General features: G+C 60.7%; 20 protein-coding genes and 1 pseudogene. 10 read left to right on the top strand and 11 right to left on the bottom strand.

Going from position 1 to position 18382, the window contains the following annotated elements:
- Positions 1-56: 56 nt before the first annotated feature.
- The 3 genes from ACMG4M_RS00225 to cobS are packed head-to-tail and all read left to right on the top strand — an operon-like array spanning position 57 to position 2209.
- Positions 57-941, top strand: coding sequence for a LysR family transcriptional regulator (locus tag ACMG4M_RS00225; protein WP_286827453.1), 885 nt, complete (start codon positions 57-59; stop codon positions 939-941).
- A complete protein-coding gene (locus ACMG4M_RS00220) occupies positions 920-1444 on the top strand; it encodes a M23 family metallopeptidase (RefSeq protein ID WP_414430482.1) in 525 nt (174 codons plus the stop codon). The genes ACMG4M_RS00225 and ACMG4M_RS00220 overlap by 22 nt, the downstream gene beginning before the upstream one ends.
- Before the next feature lie 30 nt (positions 1445-1474).
- Entirely contained in the window at positions 1475-2209 is a 735-nt protein-coding gene (cobS, locus tag ACMG4M_RS00215; RefSeq protein WP_414430481.1) for an adenosylcobinamide-GDP ribazoletransferase, read from the top strand.
- A gap of 108 nt (positions 2210-2317) precedes the next feature.
- Here cobS and ACMG4M_RS00210 read toward each other — a convergent pair whose 3' ends face one another.
- Positions 2318-3112 carry a DUF3298 and DUF4163 domain-containing protein gene (locus tag ACMG4M_RS00210; protein ID WP_035249835.1) on the bottom strand — a complete coding sequence of 265 codons (795 nt, stop codon included), beginning with the start codon at positions 3110-3112 and terminating at the stop codon, positions 2318-2320.
- 418 nt (positions 3113-3530) lie between these two features.
- Between ACMG4M_RS00210 and ACMG4M_RS00205 the strand changes: the two genes are divergently transcribed.
- The 3 genes from ACMG4M_RS00205 to ACMG4M_RS00195 all read left to right on the top strand — a co-directional run bounded on the left by ACMG4M_RS00205 (position 3531) and on the right by ACMG4M_RS00195 (position 4995).
- Positions 3531-3977, top strand: coding sequence for a YtoQ family protein (locus ACMG4M_RS00205; protein WP_035249837.1), 447 nt, complete (start codon positions 3531-3533; stop codon positions 3975-3977).
- Positions 3978-4119: 142 nt separating this feature from the next.
- Positions 4120-4602, top strand: a complete 483-nt coding sequence (locus ACMG4M_RS00200) for a hypothetical protein (RefSeq protein ID WP_035249839.1) — start codon at positions 4120-4122, stop codon at positions 4600-4602.
- Between the two features lie 30 nt (positions 4603-4632).
- On the top strand, positions 4633-4995 hold the full coding sequence (locus ACMG4M_RS00195) for an STAS/SEC14 domain-containing protein (protein ID WP_052043061.1): 363 nt from the start codon (positions 4633-4635) through the stop codon (positions 4993-4995).
- Here the strand turns inward: ACMG4M_RS00195 and ACMG4M_RS00190 are convergent, their stop codons facing one another.
- From ACMG4M_RS00190 to ACMG4M_RS00170, 5 genes are all read right to left on the bottom strand, one after another.
- A complete protein-coding gene (locus tag ACMG4M_RS00190; protein ID WP_052043063.1) occupies positions 4996-5427 on the bottom strand; it encodes an SRPBCC family protein in 432 nt (143 codons plus the stop codon).
- A 16-nt stretch (positions 5428-5443) separates the two neighbouring features.
- Complete coding sequence (locus ACMG4M_RS00185; protein WP_414430480.1) at positions 5444-6328, bottom strand: NmrA/HSCARG family protein; 885 nt, start codon at positions 6326-6328, stop codon at positions 5444-5446.
- A 52-nt stretch (positions 6329-6380) separates the two neighbouring features.
- Positions 6381-6632: a hypothetical protein gene (locus ACMG4M_RS00180; RefSeq protein ID WP_272962805.1), complete on the bottom strand. Its 252-nt coding sequence runs from the start codon at positions 6630-6632 to the stop codon at positions 6381-6383.
- 307 nt (positions 6633-6939) lie between these two features.
- Positions 6940-9027: an ATP-dependent DNA helicase RecG gene (gene recG / locus ACMG4M_RS00175; RefSeq protein ID WP_414430479.1), complete on the bottom strand. Its 2088-nt coding sequence runs from the start codon at positions 9025-9027 to the stop codon at positions 6940-6942.
- Between the two features lie 117 nt (positions 9028-9144).
- The gene (locus tag ACMG4M_RS00170; protein ID WP_035249847.1) at positions 9145-10047 is read right to left on the bottom strand and encodes a hydrogen peroxide-inducible genes activator; all 903 of its coding nucleotides are present in this window, start codon (positions 10045-10047) and stop codon (positions 9145-9147) included.
- A gap of 180 nt (positions 10048-10227) precedes the next feature.
- On the opposite strand from ACMG4M_RS00170, the gene ACMG4M_RS00165 reads away from it, so the two are divergent.
- The 4 genes from ACMG4M_RS00165 to ACMG4M_RS00150 all read left to right on the top strand — a co-directional run bounded on the left by ACMG4M_RS00165 (position 10228) and on the right by ACMG4M_RS00150 (position 13721).
- Positions 10228-11073 (top strand): NAD-dependent epimerase/dehydratase family protein, encoded by an 846-nt coding sequence (locus ACMG4M_RS00165; protein WP_035249849.1) that lies wholly within the window; start codon positions 10228-10230, stop codon positions 11071-11073.
- 359 nt (positions 11074-11432) lie between these two features.
- Positions 11433-11924 carry a 5-(carboxyamino)imidazole ribonucleotide mutase gene (gene purE, locus ACMG4M_RS00160; protein WP_035249853.1) on the top strand — a complete coding sequence of 164 codons (492 nt, stop codon included), beginning with the start codon at positions 11433-11435 and terminating at the stop codon, positions 11922-11924.
- Positions 11924-13030 (top strand): 5-(carboxyamino)imidazole ribonucleotide synthase, encoded by a 1107-nt coding sequence (locus ACMG4M_RS00155; protein WP_035249855.1) that lies wholly within the window; start codon positions 11924-11926, stop codon positions 13028-13030. The genes purE and ACMG4M_RS00155 overlap by 1 nt, the downstream gene beginning before the upstream one ends.
- A 112-nt stretch (positions 13031-13142) precedes the next feature.
- Positions 13143-13721 carry a VTT domain-containing protein gene (locus ACMG4M_RS00150; protein WP_414430478.1) on the top strand — a complete coding sequence of 193 codons (579 nt, stop codon included), beginning with the start codon at positions 13143-13145 and terminating at the stop codon, positions 13719-13721.
- Between the two features lie 39 nt (positions 13722-13760).
- Here ACMG4M_RS00150 and ACMG4M_RS00145 read toward each other — a convergent pair whose 3' ends face one another.
- The 5 genes and pseudogenes from ACMG4M_RS00145 to gmk all read right to left on the bottom strand — a co-directional run bounded on the left by ACMG4M_RS00145 (position 13761) and on the right by gmk (position 18229).
- Positions 13761-13997, bottom strand: coding sequence for a DUF2789 domain-containing protein (locus tag ACMG4M_RS00145; RefSeq protein ID WP_035249858.1), 237 nt, complete (start codon positions 13995-13997; stop codon positions 13761-13763).
- Positions 13998-14145: 148 nt separating this feature from the next.
- Complete coding sequence (locus ACMG4M_RS00140) at positions 14146-14532, bottom strand: RidA family protein (RefSeq protein WP_035249861.1); 387 nt, start codon at positions 14530-14532, stop codon at positions 14146-14148.
- Positions 14533-14891: 359 nt separating this feature from the next.
- Positions 14892-17002 (bottom strand): annotated as a pseudogene (spoT, locus tag ACMG4M_RS00135) (bifunctional GTP diphosphokinase/guanosine-3',5'-bis pyrophosphate 3'-pyrophosphohydrolase).
- 194 nt (positions 17003-17196) lie between these two features.
- Positions 17197-17460 (bottom strand): DNA-directed RNA polymerase subunit omega, encoded by a 264-nt coding sequence (gene rpoZ / locus ACMG4M_RS00130; RefSeq protein WP_035249864.1) that lies wholly within the window; start codon positions 17458-17460, stop codon positions 17197-17199.
- A 145-nt stretch (positions 17461-17605) separates the two neighbouring features.
- Positions 17606-18229 carry a guanylate kinase gene (gmk, locus tag ACMG4M_RS00125; RefSeq protein ID WP_272962800.1) on the bottom strand — a complete coding sequence of 208 codons (624 nt, stop codon included), beginning with the start codon at positions 18227-18229 and terminating at the stop codon, positions 17606-17608.
- Positions 18230-18382 lie beyond the last annotated feature (153 nt).

Here is an 18382-nt window from a genome sequence, read left to right as displayed (position 1 = left end):
ATCGGTAAATACGATATAGGGGTGTGTCCACCTGTTCAGACAGCCCGGAGGGAGCCATGAAATTCACTCTGCGACAGCTCCAGGTCTTCCTGGCTACGGCGCACCATGAAAACATCAGTAAGGCAGCGGACAGCCTCAGCATGAGTCAGTCCGCTGCCTCCGGGGCGCTCAAGGAACTGGAGGCCCTGTACGATCTGAAGTTTTTCGAACGCGCAGGGAAGCGACTCAAGCTCAATGAGGTGGGGCGTCAGTTCTGGCCGCGGGCGGAGGCGTTGCTGGCCCAGGCCCGGGAGCTGGAGGCAGACCTGTTGTCGCACCGGGATCTGGGGCGCCTGAATGTGGGGGCCACGCTGACTATCGGCAATTATCTGGCGGTGGGCATCATGGCCGATTACATGGCAGAACAGCCCGGCGCCCGAGTACATCTGGAGGTGGCCAACACCCGGAACATCGTGGAGCGGGTGTTGGCGTTCGAGCTGGATCTGGGCCTGATTGAGGGCGAGCTGAACCACCCGGATCTGGAGCTGCTGCCCTGGTTGGAGGATGAGCTGGTGGTGTTTTGCAGCCCGAGCCATCCGCTTGCCGGTAAGGAAGCACTTACCGATGAAGAGCTGCGGGCGGCCCACTGGATTGTCCGCGAATCCGGTTCCGGCACCCGGCAGACCTTTGAACGTGCCCTGCATGGACTGGTGCCGGAGCTGGATCTGGCCCTGGAGCTGGAGCATACCGAGGCCATCAAGCGGGCGGTGGAAACCGGGCTGGGCATCAGTTGCCTGTCGCGGGTATGTCTGCGCGAGGCCTTCACTCGCGGGTCGCTGGTGGAATTACCGGTGCCCCACCGGGATTTCAGCCGTGATTTCTACTTTGTGCTGCATCGCCAGAAATACCGCAGCCCGGGCATTGAGAGGTGGCTGGAATTATGTCGCGCGTGCGCCGGATAACCGGTTACAGCCTGATAGGGCTGACACTGCTGCTGGCTCTCGGGTTGCTGCTGCCGGAGGGGCGCCAGGTCCCCGTGCAGGGCGCCGATAGCAACGACTGGCATCCGCAGACGTTCTGGTATCACCCCTGGGGCAAGTCCGGGGTGCACAAGGGCGTGGATATTTTTGCCGCCAGCGGCACACCGGTATTGGCCAGTAGTGGCGGTCTGGTGTTATTTCGCGGCGAACTGGCGCGGGGCGGCAAGGTCGCTCTGGTGCTGGGCCCTCGTTGGCGGCTCCACTATTATGCGCATCTGGCGGACATTGCCGATACCGGCACCTGGCTATGGGCCGGGGAACCGGTGGGCACCGTGGGCAATAGCGGCAATGCGGTCGGCAAGCCGCCCCATCTGCATTATTCGCTGGTCAGCCTGTTGCCGTTGGTGTGGCAGGCAGACGGTGCCCCGCAGGGCTGGAAGAAGATGTTTTACCTTAACCCGCTGACGCATTTTGATGTGCGCTAACCTGTTGCTGCTGAAGGAGATCCCGTCATCGTGAAACAGGAGTGGCAGGCGTTCTGGCTGGCAGTGGGCTTCCTGACCCGGATTCCCATGCCGGTGGCGATCGACTATTCACAGACGCTGATGAACCGCTCCAGCCTTTACTTCCCTTTGGTGGGGCTGTTGCTGGGCGGGCTTTATGCGGCGCTCTTTACCGGCCTGGCCGCGTTCTGGAGCCTGCCGGTGTGTATCGGTCTGGTGCTGGCCTTCCATCTCTGGATTACCGGTACTTTCCATGAGGATGGTCTGGCGGACAGCATGGATGCCCTGGGCGGCGGCTACACGGTGGCGCGGCGGCTGGAGATCATGAAGGACAGCCGCATCGGCACCTACGGTGCGGTGGCGTTGTTCGTGGCGCTGGGCCTGAAGGTTGTGTTGCTGATGGATGCCGAACCGGTCTGGCTGGCCCTGCTGGTGACGCCTGCCATCGGGCGGCTGACGCCCTTGCTGCTGATGCGTTTTCTGCCCTACGTGACCGACCCGGATACCAGTAAAAGCAAACCGGTGGCGGAGGCCTTCAGCGGACAGCGATTGCTACTGGCCACACTCTTTACCGTGGTGGTGGCGCTGCTGTTTTCGGTGTGGCTGCCTGCCTTGCTGGCAGTGGGGGTGGTCGCTCTGCTGTGGGGCGCCAGCCTGAAGCGGCAGCTGGGTGGCTATACCGGGGATGCATTGGGGGCCAGCGTGGTGTTTACCGAGTTGGTGTTTTTGTTGGGTTTGGCTCTGTAGGGTGAATTAGCCGCAGGCGTAATCCACCATGCATGCTCCTATTCCAACCATCACGCCTACGATGAAAAAGGTGGATTACGCCTGCGGCTAATCAACCCTACGTTTCCATCAGGGGTTGAGGTATTTCCCCCGCACAATCCCGTCCAGTTTTTCATACGGAATGGTCAGTTCCGGTTGCCCCATGGCATAGGGGGCGATGTGGTAGACGTTGTAGTGCAGCACCAGGCCGCTCTTGCCGAAGTAGACATTGTCGGTGGGATCGAAGGGCCAGCTGTCGCGAAAGGCCTGATCCAGCTCTTCCTTGTCCAGCCATTGCTGGTGCTGGTGACGGGCCAGCTCCCAGAAAGCCTGTTTTTTACCAGGCTCCAGCAGGTCAGCAAGGGTCAGTTTTTGCTGGCGAGCCAGGTCCCAGTGGAAGTACTGCACGCCGGGCTGGCCATGGGCGCCACCGGTGTATTCGTAGCTGTCCATGCGCAGGGTAAGCAGGTCGCCCCGACGGGTTTGACGCTTGATGGTGGCATTCAGCTCCCAGCCTTGTTTGGACGCCATGGCCATGTCTGAGGCATCGGCAAGGAAGGCATCCACCAGGCTTTCGATGGTGCCGTCATGGGGGGTGCTGCCCTGATTCTGAACCAGCATGCCGGCCAGTTGGGTGGTGATCGCCTCATTCAGGGTCGGCTGGTTTTCAAAGGTGATCCAGGCCAGGTTCACTTTCGGGCAGCCGTCGCCCTGGCATTGTTCATCGGTTTTTTCCAGGGTGTGGAGAATGCGCACCAGCTCACCGGTATGCCCCTGGGCGTCGGCGGTGCCCTGTTTTGCGGCAGACGGGTCGGTGTCCTGATTTTTGTTATCACAACCTGCCAGCAGTGCTGCTGCGAGCAGGAACACAAATGTCATGCGCATGGGATAGCCTTTTCGGGAAATTCGGGATGCGGGCATTTAACGGCAGTCGCCTTGCCTTTTGCAACCATGGACCTGGCAGGCTACTGAAAAACCCGTTGCATGCTCAGCGTGGCCTGAAGTGTGCAGCTGTTGTGTCTTGTCTTGACGGGCAGGGTGGCTCCCTTTCCTAGAGACAAGGCGCAGCAGATGTACGCTTCAGGCCGCGCCCTTCGGGTCTTCCAGGCTGGCCCGTACTCGTCGTTGCCGTTCTTTGAAGGTAGAAGGATCGACAGGCAACCAGCATGCCATCAAAATTGCGCCCTCTGTGCCCTGCGGGTATAGATTACGAGCCAGCCTGAAAGACTGAGCACGCAACGGGTTTTTCAGTAGCCTGCTATGCTGGCCGGGCTTACTGACATTGATAGATGGGAGAAACGCAATGAGCTTCTGGACGGTTTACCTCTCCGGGGAGATTCACACCGATTGGCGCGAGCGCATCATTCAGGGGTGTGCCGAGAAAGAACTGGATATCGAATTTAGCGGCCCGGTGACCGATCACGAAGCCAGCGACAAGGTGGGGGTAAACATTCTTGGCGCGGAAGAAAAGCGCTTCTGGGAAGATCGCCTGGGTGCCGGGATTAACGGCATCCGTACTCGCAAGCTGATCGACGAGGCCGATCTGGTCATTGTCCGTTTCGGGCCCAAGTACAAGCAGTGGAATGCGGCCTTCGATGCGGGTTACACCGCCGCCCTGGGCACGCCCATGATCATTCTTCACGACGAAGAACACGACCATCCCCTCAAGGAAGTGGATGCCGCTGCCGATGCCGTGGCACGCACTCCCGAGCAGGTGGTGGAAATGCTGGTCTATATCCTCAACGCCTGACAGGACGCGGGGTCAGAGCTTGCTGGAAGTGGTCAGTTCAGGCCCCGTTTTACCTCATTTTTCATCTCCTAAGGAGCATTTCCTGCGTTCTGCTTGTCCTACCGGGTGACAGGCATTAACAGGCAATACAAGGAGTGCTCCGATGACACACCGTTTACTCGCTGCCGCCGCATTCATGCTGGTAACCACCGCTACCTCCTGGGCGGACACCCAAGGGGTGCCCAATGTGAAAACCCCGGACCCGGATAAAGTCGCCGTGCAGATGGAAGACACCCTGGAAGATATTCAGGAATTCACGGTGGAACAGAAAAACGATGCCATGCGCACTGCCCGCCATGCGCTGGATGATCTGGATCGGCAGATCACGCTGCTGCAGAGCGAAATTGATAGCGGCTGGAAAGAGCTTTCCCAGCAGGCTCGGCTGGACAAACAATCCGCCATGGCAGCGCTGAAAGAGCAACGCGCAGAGCTGGAAACCCGTTACCAGGCACTGCAGCAGGCCGGTGCGGACAACTGGGAAGCCGCCAAGGTAAAATTTTCCCAGGGCTGGGAAGCCGCCAAACAGAGCTGGCAGGCGTTGAATGCGCCCGTGGCTGAAGGCACGGATAACCCCGAGGAACAATGAGGGCCGAGCGGCACACAAGGAGGGGCAGGCATGCTGACACTCATTCCGTTTGACGATGATCGCGTGGTTGGTGCAAGAATTTCCGGCAAGATCACCCGCCCGGAGTTCGATGCAGTGGCAGAAGCCCTGGAAGCGGCGCTGGCCAAGCACGACAAGGTGCGCTTCTACGCGGAAATGGAGACCTTTGGTGGTGTCGCCATGGATGCCCTTTTCCAGGACCTGAAGTTCGGTTTGCGCCACTGGCAACAATTCGAACGCGAGGCCGTGGTCACCGACCGGGACTGGATGCGCCGTCTGGCGCTGCTGGCGGACAAGCTGTTGCCTTCCATAGAGGTAAAGGTCTTTGCCGGTGATGACGTGGACAGTGCCAAGGCATGGATTTGTGAGCCCTGATTAGCTGTCCAGTAAAGTGGCCAGATGGGAAAGGCAGAACCGGTACATCTGTTCGCCCCCTTGCCTGGCTGCTTCCAGCTTTTCCGGTGGTGTGTCTGCCGCATCAAAGTCAGCCTGCCAGGTTACCCGGCAGCCCTTGTCGACAGGCCTCACGCTGACCGTGGCTACAAAACGGTTTTCTTCCCGTACTCCCGGCGCTGCCACAATGCGGTAGGAAAACCGCCTGGAGGCCTCGTCGTAGGCAACCAGTTCTTCAATGACCTGCCCCCCTGTGGCCATGCTGACGGTACGAGTAGCTCCCACGCCGGTGCCGGTTACCGAACAGTCGGTGACACCAGGTAACCAGCTTTTCAGATCGCCAAAACCTCGAATCCGGTGCCATACCGTATCGGCGTCATGAGTATAGTGATGGTCTGCGTGAATGCTGGGCATAGGGCTCCTCATTGTGTCAGACGGCGGCGGATCGCTGCCGCAGGAAAGTCTCGAAGGATGTCAGGAACGGAAAGTCCTTGCGTACCGCTTCCATATCGAAGCGCCAGCGCACGGTGTTGTTCCAGACATATTGGCGGGCGGCTTCTGCATTGGTCATGCGCAGTGCCCAAAGCGGAATACTGAACGGCAGCGGTCGCTTGCCGGTAACGTCCCGGTAGATGGTTTTCATCTCGGCTACGGTCAGCACATCGCTGGCCAGATCGGGTTTGCTGCCGATGAATTTTTCCGGGTTGGCAAAGATCTCGGCACTGGCGCGGGCAATATCGTTAACGGTGACCATGTGGAAAGGCACATCCTTTTTCAGGCAGCCGTCCAGAGTAGCCAGTACCAGAGCCGGGTTGATGGCCTTCTTGCCCTTGTTGCCCATCACTGGCTCGAAGAAGTTCTCCATGAAGAACACTTCGCGCAGCATGGTGAATGGCAGGGCGAGTTTTTCGATGTGCTGCTCGATTTCCCACTTGCTGGCGAAATGCAGCACATTGCCGGCTTCCTCGCACCCGGCCACAGAGGTTTGCAGGAAATGCTGAACGCCGGCGGCCGCCGCGGCATCGGCCAGGCGGATGCCCTGGTCGATCTCGCGCTGGTAGCCCACGCCTTTTTCCCAAAAATTCTGTAGCGCAAAAACACCGTAGCAGTCCTGGCAGGCCAGCTGCAGCGATACGCCGTCATCCAGGTCGCCGGCCACGACTTCCGCGCCTTTGCGGGCCAGTGCCTGGGCGGAGGGCTTGTCCGGGTTACGAGTGAGGGCGCGAACCTGAAAGCCTTGCTCCATCAGGAGAGGGATCAGGGCGCCGCCCTGGGCACCGGTGGCGCCGGTGACAAGAATACGTTTTTCGGTCATTGGCGATCTCGTAGTAGAACTGGCAAGTTCTACAAGGGTAATCCGATGCTCGCTAGCGACAATGACATAAACCATCAGGGCGCTGGTGAAAGTCGCCGTTTTGCGATGCAAAAAAAGAGGGGCCTTGCAGCCCCTCGTTATCTTCCGGTTCCTGACGGACCTGCAGGTCCTCGAATTCGTCCAGCGCCTGGCGCCAGTCCATACGGGGCCGGGTCTGTTCCCTGGCGGATTGATGAGCGCCGCCCTTACGCATCAGCGGATCCATTGCCGCCCAGTTGCGCAGCGGTTTGGGGCCTTTTGCCATTGTCTTTCTCCCTGTTAAATCAGACAGTTGCTGCCTGGAAGTGTGAATCCTTCCGCACCCGTCTGGCTGCATGTGGAAGGCGGCGGCGATAGTACGCCTCGACTCTCTGATTCACTAGCGTCGGCAGATAAAAAAGCGTTTTAAATAATGGCTGACAGCGTTGTCAGGGTCTTGCCGGCAGAGGCCGTCGTGCCGTGCAATCCGGATAGAGGACTTTCTGCCTGTGGGGGTAGTGGTGGTGGCGCTTGGGTGGGGGTGATCCTGGACGTTCCCGGCCGATCCGCTATACCTGACAATGAATGGGGGCTCAGATATCCGCGTAATCCTGCCCGCCCTTGAGCCAGCGTCGCAGTAGCGGCTCCACGCTTCCCGGGCAATGTTGCAACAGATTGTCTGCCACGTCCCGGGCAGGCTCCATCAGCGCTTCATCGCGCATCAGGTCAGCAATGCGGAATGCCATGTCGCCGGTCTGGCGGGTGCCCAGCCATTCGCCGGGGCCACGCAGTTTCAGGTCTTCTTCGGCAATCACGAAGCCGTCGGTGGTGTCGCGCATCACCGCCAGGCGCCGTTTGGCGGTGAGCGACAGGGGCGTCTGGTAGAGCAACAGGCAGTAGCTTTGCTCGCCGCCCCGGCCCACTCGACCGCGCAGCTGATGGAGCTGGGCCAAGCCCAGCCGTTCCGCATTTTCCATTACCATCAGGGTGGCGTTGGGCACATCCACGCCCACTTCGATCACGGTGGTGGCCACCAGTAACTGGGCCTCACCGCTGGCAAACCGGGCCATGCGTTCGGCCTTCTCTTTTGCCTTCATGCGGCCGTGTACCAGTTCCACGGTGAGATCGGGCAGGGCGGTCTGCAATTCCTCAAAAGAGGCCTCCGCCGCCCTGGCCTGGATTTCCTCGGATTCCTCAATCAGCGGGCAGACCCAGTAGGCCTGGGTACCCTGCTGGCAGGCGTCGTTGATGCGCTCAATCACCTGGGGGCGGCGTCCTTCCGGCAGCACCAGGGTGTCGATGGGTTTACGGCCGGGGGGCATTTCATCGATCACCGACGTATCCAGATCGCCATAGACGCTCATGGCCAGGGTGCGGGGAATTGGCGTGGCGGTGAGCACCAGCTGGTGGGGCACCTGGATGCCGTGGCGGGTATCGAAGCGGCCTTTTTCGCGCAGGGCCAGGCGTTGCTGTACGCCAAAGCGGTGTTGTTCATCGATGATGGTCAGGCCCAGGCGATGGAACTGTACGGCTTCCTGGAACAGGGCGTGGGTACCGACCACGATAGGGGCGTGGCCATCTGCCAGCGCCGCTTGGGTGTCCCGGCGGGCCTTGGCCCCCAGGCTGCCTGCCAGCCAGTGCACCTCGATGCCCAGCGGCGCGAGCCAGTGGTGGAAGTTGTCCCGGTGCTGTTCGGCAAGCAGTTCCGTGGGTGCCATCAGCGCCACCTGGTAGCCGGATTCGATCGCGGCCAGCGCCGCCGCGGCGGCGACCAGGGTCTTACCCGAACCCACATCCCCCTGGACCAGCCGCAGCATGGGGTGGGGCTTGCCCATATCGCCAAGCAATTCTCCAATCACTCGCTGCTGGGCTCCGGTGAGGGTGAAGGGCAGGCTGGCCTGCAGTTGTTCGAATAAATCATCCGCGTGCAGGCGCGGGGCGTGGAAGGCTTTCTGGCCGGCCCGTTTCTGCAGCATGCCCAGCTGGTGGGCCACCATCTCTTCCATGACCAGTCGCTTTACCGCCGGGTGCTTGCCGTCCAGTAGCAGGTTGACCGGGTCATCCGGGCGCGGGTTGTGCAGCTTGGTCAGCGCCTCGGTGAGTGACGGCAGGCCGCGTTGATCAAGCAGATTGCCGGGAATCAGTTCCGCCGGCGGGTGACCCTGCAGGTACTGCAGGGCCTGAGCGGCCAGGTTGCGCAACAGTTTCTGGCTGACGCCTTCGGTGGTGGGGTAGACAGGGGTCAGTGCTTTTTCCAGTGGTGGCAGGCTGGTGCCGATTTGATATTCGGGGTGATAAAACTCCAGCCCGGCGGCCCCGGGGCGCGGTTCGCCATACACGCGAATGGGCTTCCCCCGTTCCATGTTGTTCTTCTGCGCGGCGCTGAAATGATAAAAACGCAGGGTCACCATGCCGGTGCCATCGGCCACCTTGCACAGCAACGAGCGTCGGCGTCCGAACACCACATCCGCCGCCATCACTTCTCCTTCGATGACGACCCCGGTTTCCGGGCGCAGGCTGCCGATGGGGGTGATGCGGGTGCGGTCTTCGTAGCGGAATGGCAGATGGAACAGCACATCTTCCAGATTGTGCAGGCCCAGTTTCGTGAGTTTTTCGGCAGCAGCGGGCCCGACGCCTTTCAGGCGGGTGATGGGCAGGGCGGAAAGACTGTCACTGGCCATGATACTGCGCCGCTGTAGAAGCACCTCTCGAGGTGCGAACGGTACTTTTGGGATCGTCTTCAAACAGGTTCGCACCTCGAGAGGTGCTCCTACAGGGAGAGATCGTCCAGCCCATCGTTAGCCCGCCAGCCCTTCCTTTGGCACCGCCTGGCGCAGTACCTCGATGGCTTTCGGCCGCGGGAAGCTGTCGCGCCAGATCAGGGCAATGGTTCGCGCCGGGACCGGGGCCTTGAAGGGGCGAACCGCGAAAGTCGCCTTGTCATAGCCATGCTGGTGGAGCGCCGAGTTGGGCAACACGGTGATACCCAGGCCGCTGGCCACCATATGGCGAAGGGTTTCCAGGGAGCCGCCTTCAATTTGTACCAGATTGCGCTGGCGCTGGGAGTCGATGGCCGGGCACAGCTCCAGCACCTGATCGCGGAAGCAGTGGCCTTCGCCCAGCAGCAGCAAGGTTTCATCCAGCAGTTGCTCCGGCGCGATTTCTGTCTGGCTGGTCCAGGGGTGGTCGCCGGGCAACAGCACCGAGAACGATTCCTCGTACATGCGTGCCCGTACCAACCCGCCACCGGAGAAGGGCAGTGCGACGATAATGGCGTCCAGGTCGCCCTGTTCCAGCTTGCGACGCAGCACGTGGGTATAGTTTTCTTCGATGAACAAAGGCATTTCCGGTGCCGCCGCGCGTACCTTTGGCACCATGGTGGGGAACAGATAGGGTGCCACAGTAAAAATGGCGCCGACCCGTAGTGGCGACCCCAGTTGATCCTGCTGGCTCATGGCCATCTGCGTCAGCAGGTCTGCCTGTTCCAGAACCCGTTGGGCCTGCGCCACAATGGGCCCCGCCTGGGGTGTCACCACGACTTCCCGGGGGCGACGTTCGAACAGCGGCATGCCGAGCTGGTCTTCCAGCTTTTTGATGGCTGCACTGAGGGTGGGTTGGCTCACGTTGCAGGCCTGGGCGGCGTGACCAAAATGGCGTTCCCGCGCCAGGGCGACGAGATAGCGTAGTTCTGTTAATGTCATGGCACTGATTCGCTAATTCAATTACTGATCATTGTGCCTAGAAAATAAGGCAGTGAATAGTTAACAGTGAATAGTTAATAGCTCGCGAAAAAGGGAGTGGGCTGCGGCATGGCAGACGCCCCTTAAGGGCGTTTGTGGTTGTTAACTATTCACTATTAACTATTAATTGGTTTTGCATTTATGTCCCACATTCTGATTGCCGGCCTGGGTGACCTGGGGACCGGCCTGGCGGAGCAGTTTCTGGCCGAGGGTCATCGGGTCAGCGCCATTCGACGGGGCAGCCACTGTCCCTCCGGTGTGGAGCTATACAGCCAGGATTTGCTCGCAGGCGCTGCCATGTTGCCTCCGGATCCAGTGGATCTGGTTATTATCATCATGACGCCGTCTGAGTTCAGCGAGGAAGGTTATCTGAAGGCCTATGTGCGGGCGCCACAGACGCTGCTGGATGCCCTGGCCGCGCAGCAGCCGTTGCCACCAGTGGTTTTTGTTTCCAGCACGGCGGTCTTCGGTGACGTTGAGGGAGACGTCGACGAGCTTACGCCGCCAACGCCGTCTCGCTACAACGGCAAGGTGTTGCTGGCGGCGGAAGAGGAACTCAGCATCCGCTCCCATTGCACGGTGGTGCGCTTCTCTGGCATCTACGGGCCAGGTCGCTATCGCCAGATCGACAAGGCGGCCCGTCTCGCTCGCGGCGAGGAAGCACTGCCTTCCGCCCAGTGGACCAATCGCATTCATCGGGACGATTGCGTTGGCCTGCTGAAGCAGGTGGCCGATGGCTGGTTGGCGGGGCAGGAAATGCCGCCATTGGTGATCGGCACCGACAACGTGGGCGGCCGCAATCTGGACGTGCTGCAATGGCTGGCTCAGCAACAGGGACTGACCCTGGCGGTGCCCGATGACGCGCCCGCTGGCAAGCGGATCCGCAGCCAGTACATTCGCCAGGGGCATTACACCCTGCGCTATCCGGGTTATCAGGATGGGTACAGCCAGGTGCTGGCGGAAAAAGAGCGGCAAGTTAAACGTTGAAAATGGAAAACCGCGCAGGTTGGGTTGAGTGCAGCGAAACCCAGCAATACCGGGCGTTTGACCGATCTCTGGTTGTGATGTTGGGTTTCGCTGCACTCAACCCAACCTGCGCCACCCTGATCAGCCGATAAACGGCGCGATCCATCAAAACCGGGGGAAAGTGCTCAAAATATCGGTAACCAGTTGAATTTAAAACTTATTTTTCTCTTTTATCGATTCGCTGTTCACTGTTAACGATTCTCTGCCCCTAAAGCGGACTTGCCTCCCGCGTACGCGCTAGTAAAGTGTGCGCCTCAATTTTTTCTGTGGCGGGCCCAGAGCCCGCAAAAGCCCGTGGTGGGCGCGATGGAGTGAAGCGAATGAGCACACCGGTTGCCGTGGTAATGGGCTCCCAGTCCGATTGGGAAACCATGAAAGAAGCCTGTGACGCCTTGACCCAGTTCGGTGTGGGCTGGAAGGCGGAAGTGGTGTCTGCCCACCGGACCCCCCAGCGCATGTATGACTTCGCCAAAAGCGCCCACGACAATGGCTATCAGGTGATCATTGCCGGTGCCGGTGGCGCCGCTCACCTGCCCGGGATGATTGCGTCCCTGACCCCGCTGCCGGTACTGGGCGTGCCGGTGAAAAGCCGCACCCTGTCCGGCTGGGACAGCCTGTTGTCCATCGTGCAGATGCCCAAGGGCGTGGCCGTGGGCACCCTGGCCATCGGCGCCGCCGGCGCCTGGAATGCAGGCCTGCTGGCGGCGCAGATGCTGGCCGCCGGCAACCCGGAGCAGTTGCAGAAGATCGCCGACTGGAAAGCGTCCCGCGCCGACGATGTGCTGGCTAACGCCGAGCTGGGTGAAGGCTGATGAATCGTGTGCTCGTTCTCGGTGGTGGCCAGCTTGGCCTGATGATGGCAGAGGCGGCGGCGCGTCTGGGTCTGGTAGTAGATCGCTACGATCCGGAGCGGGCGCTGCTGCTGCCCGGTACCTCGGACCTGGCCGTGCCGATCAGCTGGGAAGAGTGCCAGGAGCGCTACCCGGTGATCACCGTGGAGCGTGAAGCCTTCCCGGAAGCCGGTCTGTCCGCCGAGCTGGCAAAAAGCGACCGTTGCGTGGCCCGCGGTGCCTTGGAAGTGATTCCCGATCGCTTTACCCAGAAATCCATGCTCGACAAGCTGGGTATTCCCACAGCCCCCTGGGTGACCCTGGACCAGCCGGACGATCTGGATGCGGCGGTGGCGAAGTTTGGCGGCGTGGTGGTCAAGGCGCGCACCGGCGGTTATGACGGACGCGGAACCTGGATCGTCGGCGAAGGTGGTGATCTGAGCGCGGTGCCTGCCGGCGAACTGGCCGGTAAGGCCATTATCGAACAGAAGATCCCTTTCCGCCGCGAGCTGTCCATTGTCGGTGCCCGCAGCACCAGCGGCGAGACCCTGTTCTACCCGCTCACCCGCAACTGGCATGTGGACGGCATCCTGCGCTTGAGCCTGGCGCCGGCCACCGCCTGCGCAGACTTGCAGAAGCCCGCGGAGAAGATGCTCAAGGGCATCATGGAAGAACTGGATTACGCCGGTGTGATGGCAGTGGAATTCTTCGAAACCGATGGCCAGCTGATGGTCAACGAAATTGCCCCGCGAGTGCACAACTCCGGTCACTGGACCCATGAAGGCGCCGACTGGTCCCAGTTCGACCTGCATGTCCACGCGCTGGCCGGGGTGCCCCTGCACGCGCTGAACGTGCATGGCCCCACCGCCATGGTGAACCTGATCGGTACCCCCTTCGAAAGCGCCTGGTTACAGCACCCGGGTGTGGTGCACTGGTATGGCAAGGGGGTGCGCCCGGGTCGCAAGCTGGGCCACGCCAATCTGGTGGCGGACAGCCTGGAAGGCCTGCGTGAAGGCCTGGATGCCTGGGCGGATGTGTTACCGGAAGGCTATCAGGCCGTACTCGATTCCGAATTGGCGCTGGGGTGAGTTTCAGGATTCAAGTTGAACGTTGCAACTTGTAACCCTTGGCGGCCCTTCACGTTCCTGCCTTCCGGCAATCGGTTACACTGAATCCTGACTTTGAGACAGGAATTCGGATGTGGCCTTGCCGCTTGCTATGACGCGTTATCGACGACTGATCCTGCTGGCCGTTGTGCTGGTGACAGTACTGTTACTTGTGGAACTCAACGGCCTTCGTGAGCAGTTTTCCCTGCCTGCCTTGCGGGCGCTGCTGGAAGCCAATCTGGTGGTGGGCGTCTTGCTGTTTGTGCTGGCGTTTTCCATCGGTAACCTGATCCAGTTGCCGGGCTGGCCGTTTCTGGCGGCGTCGATATTGGCGCTGGGCACGGCGACCGGCGGGCTGGTCACCTTTGTGGCGGCCTGCGTGTCCTGCCTGGTGACATTTCAGGTGGTGCAGGGCGTTGGCGGTAGTGCCCTGCGGGATATCGACAGGCCTCTGGCAAGGAAGATTCTCGCCCGCTTGGACCGGCATCCTGTACGCAGTGTGGTGTTGCTGCGGCTCTTGTTCCAGACCATGCCCGCCCTGAACTACACCCTGGCATTGAGCGGGGTAAGGCGCCGCGATTACCTGCTTGGCTCGCTGCTGGGCCTGCCCTTACCACTGCTGGTTTACTGTTTTTTCTTCGACCGCATCGCCCGAGTGTTGCAACTGGCGTAACCAGGCAGTGCCTGGCCATCACTCCATTGCCTGTGAGCGCTAATGTCTTAACAGGGCACTAAGGCTGTCTACCGCTTCAGCCCAGTCTGCATCTTCGCGAATGGCATCTGCCAGAAAGCGCGCCTGTGAATCGTTCCAGAATGGCGCCTGATGTAGATGCATGCTGTCTTTCAGGGTACCGGCGTACTGATGGATGAAGTCTTCGATGGCCGCATCGCTGTTATCCAGACCAAGCTGGGCAAACAGGGTGGGTAGGTCGTGGGTTGCGGTGTCCATATCGCAGTCCCTCCGGGTCGGATGACGTTATATCCAGATGGTGCACTTTTGAGGCGCTGCTGTCTTCCCCCTGAGAAGGAGAGTTTGGTAACAAAAACGCCCGCGAGTAGCGGGCGTGTTGCATGGTGCATGCGGCCTGTTGCGGCGGTTATGCAATATCCATGATGCCGTCCATTTCCACCCCGGCGCCCTTGGGCAGAGCGGCCACGCCGATTGCGGCCCGGGCTGGGTATGGCTGTTTGAAGTGACGCGCCATGACCTCGTTGACCAGGGCAAAGTGGCCCAGATCGGTGAGGAAAATATTCAGTTTGACGATGTCCTGCAGGGTGCCGCCGGCGGCTTCGCAGACGGCGGTCAGGTTGCTGAATACCTGTTCGATCTGCGCTTCCATATCGCCGTCCACCAGCTCCATGGTGTCAGGCACCAACGGGATCTGGCCGGACAGGTAAACGGTGGCGCCGGCCTTGATGGCCTGGGAATAGGTGCCAATGGCCTGGGGCGCCTTGTCGGTGCTGATAACGGAATGGTTGGACATGGTCGGTTCTTCACTTGGTTGAGCTGTCAGCGCCGCAGCGCTGGCAGGCGGAAATCAGGAAAGGAGCTATGCTTGCACGCAGCCGGCCCGCACGCAACATGGGAAGCGCCTGCCTGTTTGCAGGAGCGTCACTGGCGGCGCGATAGCAAGGCTTTTGCTGCCCCGAGCTGTTTCGAAGCCGCTGTAGGAGCTCCTCTTGAGGGGCGAACCACGCGTCAGCGTGGAAATCGACCGCAGAGCCTGCCCCGGACTTGATCCGGGGGCGATCAGGAATATCAGAGCGTGGCACAGGCTCTATGCGAGCCGGCCATTCGGTTCGCCCCTCAAGAGGAACTCCTCCTACAGGGCGGGTGTGGCTATCAAAGCCGGTGGATCCGCACAATACTGTCCAGCGTGCGTAGCTTCTTGATGATGCGGGCCAGGTGGATGCGGTCTTTTACCGTCATGGTCACGTTGAGGGAGGTGAGCGTGGGGTCCTTCTCCGCCATGTCGATGGTGTCTATGTTGGAGCCCAGCTCGGAAACGCTGTTGGCCAGGGTAGCCAGCACGCCGCGCTTGTTGATCAGCTCGATGCGAAGGGCGGCGGTGAACTCTTGCTCCACCTGTTTATCCCAGCTCAGGGCGATGCATTTTTCCGGGGCGTTGCGCATTTCCGCCAGCAGGTTCTTGCAGGTGTCCCGGTGTACCACGATGCCGCGACCGGCGCTCAGGTGGCCGATGATGGTGTCGCCGGGCAGGGGCAGGCAACACTTGGCATAGCTGACCATCAGCCCTTCGCTGCCACGGATGGCCAGCGGTCGACGGTCATCTTCGTGCTGGCGTTCGTCATCATCGCGGGCGCCAGCCAGTTTACGGGCCACCAGCGGCGCCAGGCGGTTGCCCATGCCGATGTCTTCCAGCAGTTCGTCCAGTTCCACATAGCCGTTACCGGCCAGCTCACTGACTACTCGCTCGATGGGCAGCTCGTCCATGCCGATGTCATAGGAATGCAGCGCTTTTTCCAGCAGTCGCTCACCCAGCTCCACGGCGTCCTCGCGGCGCTGGTGTTTGAGGAAGTGACGTATGTTGGTGCGCGCCTTGCCGGTGACCACGAAGTTGAGCCAGGCCGGGTTGGGAGTGGCGTTGGGGGCGGTGATGATTTTCACCGTCTGGCCGGATTCCAGGGGGTGGAGAGCGCCGCCAGCTTGCCGTCGATACGGGCGGCCACGCACTGATTGCCCACCTTGGTATGCACCGCATAAGCGAAGTCCACGGCGGTGGCACCGCCGGGCAGTTCCTTGATGTCGCCCTTGGGGGTGAACACATAGGCTTCGTCCGGGAACAGGTCCACCTTCACATTCTCGATGAACTCCATGGAGTTGCCGGCTTTCTGCTGCAGCTCAAGCAGCCGCTGCATCCAGCTCTGGGTGCGACTGTGGGTGGGCGAGCCGGGCTCGTCGTCGGCCTTGTACAGCCAGTGGGCGGCGATGCCGTTGTTGGCCATGGCCTCCATTTCCTCGGTGCGGATCTGCATTTCCAGGGGAATGCCGGAGCGCGCCTTGAGGGTGGTATGCAGGGACTGGTAGCCGTTGGCCTTGGGAATGGCGATGTAATCCTTGAAGCGGCCGGGGATCGGAGTGAAGTAGTTGTGCACCGCACCCAGCACCCGGTAACAGGTATCCACCCGGTCGACGATGATGCGAAAACCAAACACATCCATGATGTCGGCAAAGGGTTTGTGCTGTTCCTTCATCTTGGAGTAGATGCTGAACAGGTGTTTTTCGCGGCCCAGTACTCTTGCCTCGATGCCTTCCTCTTCCAGACAGTGTTCGAGACTGGCTTTTATGGTGGTGAGGATTTCCTTGCGGTTGCCGCGGGCCTTCTTTACCGCCTGGCCGATCAGGCGTGCGCGCATGGGGTAGATGGCGTGGAAGGCCAGGTCCTCGTACTCCACCCGCATGTTGTACATGCCCAGCCGGAAGGCGATGGGGGCGTATAGCTCCAGCGTCTCGGTGGCGATGCGACGGCGTTTTTCAGCACGCATGACATGCAGGGTGCGCATGTTGTGCAGTCGGTCTGCCAGCTTGATAAGAATGACGCGGATGTCCCGGGTCATGGCCAGCATCATCTTGCGCAGGTTTTCGGCCTGCTGCTCGGCCTTGGACTCGAACTTGATCTGGGCGATCTTGGACACGCCATCCACCAGCTCGGCCACTTCTTCGCTGAATTCCCCGGCCAGCTGTTCCTTGGTAATGCCGGTGTCCTCGATCACGTCGTGCAGCATGGCAGCCATCAGTGAAGAATGGTCCATGTGCATGTCGGTGAGGATGTTGGCCACGGCCAGCGGGTGGGTGATGTACGGGTCCCCGGTGCGGCGGTACTGCCCCTCGTGCGCTTGCTCGGCAAAATGGTAAGCGCGTACGACCTGGGCGATCTGATCATCGTCCAGATAACTGCGTAACCGTTTTTCCAGGTTATGGATGGTGGGCAAAAGTCCTCGTCACGCCCGGGGCGGAGTAATGATTAGGGATTAACCTTAGCTTAGATTTGAGGGCGAGGTTTGTCTATGACAAGCGCGATAGTCACGGGCAATCAATTTTCCGACAGGTGTCGGAAAGGAAAAGCAGAAGAGAAAGAGGGGGAAATACAGGCAAGCGCCCGGGCGGGCACTTGCCGAAAACAGTGTTACTCGCCGAAGGACTGAGTCAGCAGGGCCAGCTCGTCCACGTCGGCGCTGCGGTCAGCGATCGGGTTGTCCACGGATTCCGCGGTCACGTGACCTTCGGCGATTTCGCGCAGGGCGACCACGGTGGGCTTGTCGTTTTCCCAGGCCACGCGGGGTTCTTTGCCGCCAGTCTGCAGTTGACGGGAGCGCTTGCCAGCAACCAGGACCAGCTCAAAGCGGTTGTCCAGTTTTTCCAGGCAGTCTTCAACGGTTACACGGGCCATGCTGTTCTCCTACAGGGTGGCGGTGCCGAAGTCGGCAGCGCCTGAAATTCGCAATGGGCGATTTTACTGGTGAATCGGTGACCAGTCCAGCAGAAGGGCTTGCCGCAGGGCGGAAAGGCGGGCATTACCCTATGGTTTCGCCGGGTTACCGCTTCGCGAGCAGGTTGCTCAGGGTGTCGGCCAGCCGCGCCGACTGACGGGCGGTGATCAACCGGCGGGCCTCCAGGACGGCTTCCAGTTCGTAGAGGGCGCGCTGGAAATCGTCGTTCACCACCAGATAGTCGAATTCGCCGTAGTGACTCATCTCGTCCTGGGCGCCGTCCAGGCGTTGCTGGATCACCGTCTCGTCGTCGGTGTCACGGCCGCGCAGGCGTTCGGCGAGGGTTTCCAGGGAAGGTGGCAGAATAAAGATGCTCACCGAGTCGGGTAGCTGCTTGCGGATCTGGGTGGCGCCCTGCCAATCGATCTCCAGAATTACGTCCTCGCCGCCCCGTAGCGTCTGGGCTACCCAGTCGGCGCTGGTACCGTAGAGGTTGCCAAAGACTTCGGCGTGTTCCAGGAATCGCCCCTTTTCCACTTGCTGGACAAAGGTGTTGCGGTCGGTGAAGTGGTAGTTCACCCCGTCTTCTTCCCCGGCACGCATGGCGCGTGTGGTGTGGGAGACAGAAATGCGCACTTGCTCGAGCTTGTCGACAAGTGCTGCCACCAAGCTGGTCTTGCCGGCGCCGGACGGGGCGGAAATGATATACAGCGTGCCTTTGTCGGCCATAGTGAAGACGGTCCTGTTCGCGATCCCGGTAAAGGACGCATTATAGGCGTAAAGGAGGCGGCACGTCATATGCGACTCGATGCCAGCGCCATGGCAGGTTACCGTATGCAATGCTGTGCCGAGCCCGCCACGAATGAGTCGGACACTTCCCGG

Origin of the sequence: Alcanivorax sp. IL3 (genome assembly GCF_047495465.1) — a bacterium.
GTDB classification, from domain to species: domain Bacteria; phylum Pseudomonadota; class Gammaproteobacteria; order Pseudomonadales; family Alcanivoracaceae; genus Alcanivorax; species Alcanivorax jadensis.
This window is presented reverse-complemented; position numbering and strand designations above follow the sequence as displayed.

Coding starts and splice junctions, on each gene's coding strand:
- ACMG4M_RS00225 (WP_286827453.1), top strand. CDS start 57: ATGAAATTCACTCTGCGACAGCTCCAGGTCTTCCTGGCTACGGCGCAC.
- ACMG4M_RS00220 (WP_414430482.1), top strand. CDS start 920: ATGTCGCGCGTGCGCCGGATAACCGGTTACAGCCTGATAGGGCTGACA.
- ACMG4M_RS00210 (WP_035249835.1), bottom strand. CDS start 3,112: ATGCGCATGACATTTGTGTTCCTGCTCGCAGCAGCACTGCTGGCAGGT.
- ACMG4M_RS00205 (WP_035249837.1), top strand. CDS start 3,531: ATGAGCTTCTGGACGGTTTACCTCTCCGGGGAGATTCACACCGATTGG.
- ACMG4M_RS00200 (WP_035249839.1), top strand. CDS start 4,120: ATGACACACCGTTTACTCGCTGCCGCCGCATTCATGCTGGTAACCACC.
- ACMG4M_RS00195 (WP_052043061.1), top strand. CDS start 4,633: ATGCTGACACTCATTCCGTTTGACGATGATCGCGTGGTTGGTGCAAGA.
- ACMG4M_RS00190 (WP_052043063.1), bottom strand. CDS start 5,427: ATGCCCAGCATTCACGCAGACCATCACTATACTCATGACGCCGATACG.
- ACMG4M_RS00185 (WP_414430480.1), bottom strand. CDS start 6,328: ATGACCGAAAAACGTATTCTTGTCACCGGCGCCACCGGTGCCCAGGGC.
- ACMG4M_RS00180 (WP_272962805.1), bottom strand. CDS start 6,632: ATGGCAAAAGGCCCCAAACCGCTGCGCAACTGGGCGGCAATGGATCCG.
- recG (WP_414430479.1), bottom strand. CDS start 9,027: ATGGCCAGTGACAGTCTTTCCGCCCTGCCCATCACCCGCCTGAAAGGC.
- ACMG4M_RS00170 (WP_035249847.1), bottom strand. CDS start 10,047: ATGACATTAACAGAACTACGCTATCTCGTCGCCCTGGCGCGGGAACGC.
- ACMG4M_RS00165 (WP_035249849.1), top strand. CDS start 10,228: ATGTCCCACATTCTGATTGCCGGCCTGGGTGACCTGGGGACCGGCCTG.
- purE (WP_035249853.1), top strand. CDS start 11,433: ATGAGCACACCGGTTGCCGTGGTAATGGGCTCCCAGTCCGATTGGGAA.
- ACMG4M_RS00155 (WP_035249855.1), top strand. CDS start 11,924: ATGAATCGTGTGCTCGTTCTCGGTGGTGGCCAGCTTGGCCTGATGATG.
- ACMG4M_RS00145 (WP_035249858.1), bottom strand. CDS start 13,997: ATGGACACCGCAACCCACGACCTACCCACCCTGTTTGCCCAGCTTGGT.
- ACMG4M_RS00140 (WP_035249861.1), bottom strand. CDS start 14,532: ATGTCCAACCATTCCGTTATCAGCACCGACAAGGCGCCCCAGGCCATT.
- rpoZ (WP_035249864.1), bottom strand. CDS start 17,460: ATGGCCCGTGTAACCGTTGAAGACTGCCTGGAAAAACTGGACAACCGC.
- gmk (WP_272962800.1), bottom strand. CDS start 18,229: ATGGCCGACAAAGGCACGCTGTATATCATTTCCGCCCCGTCCGGCGCC.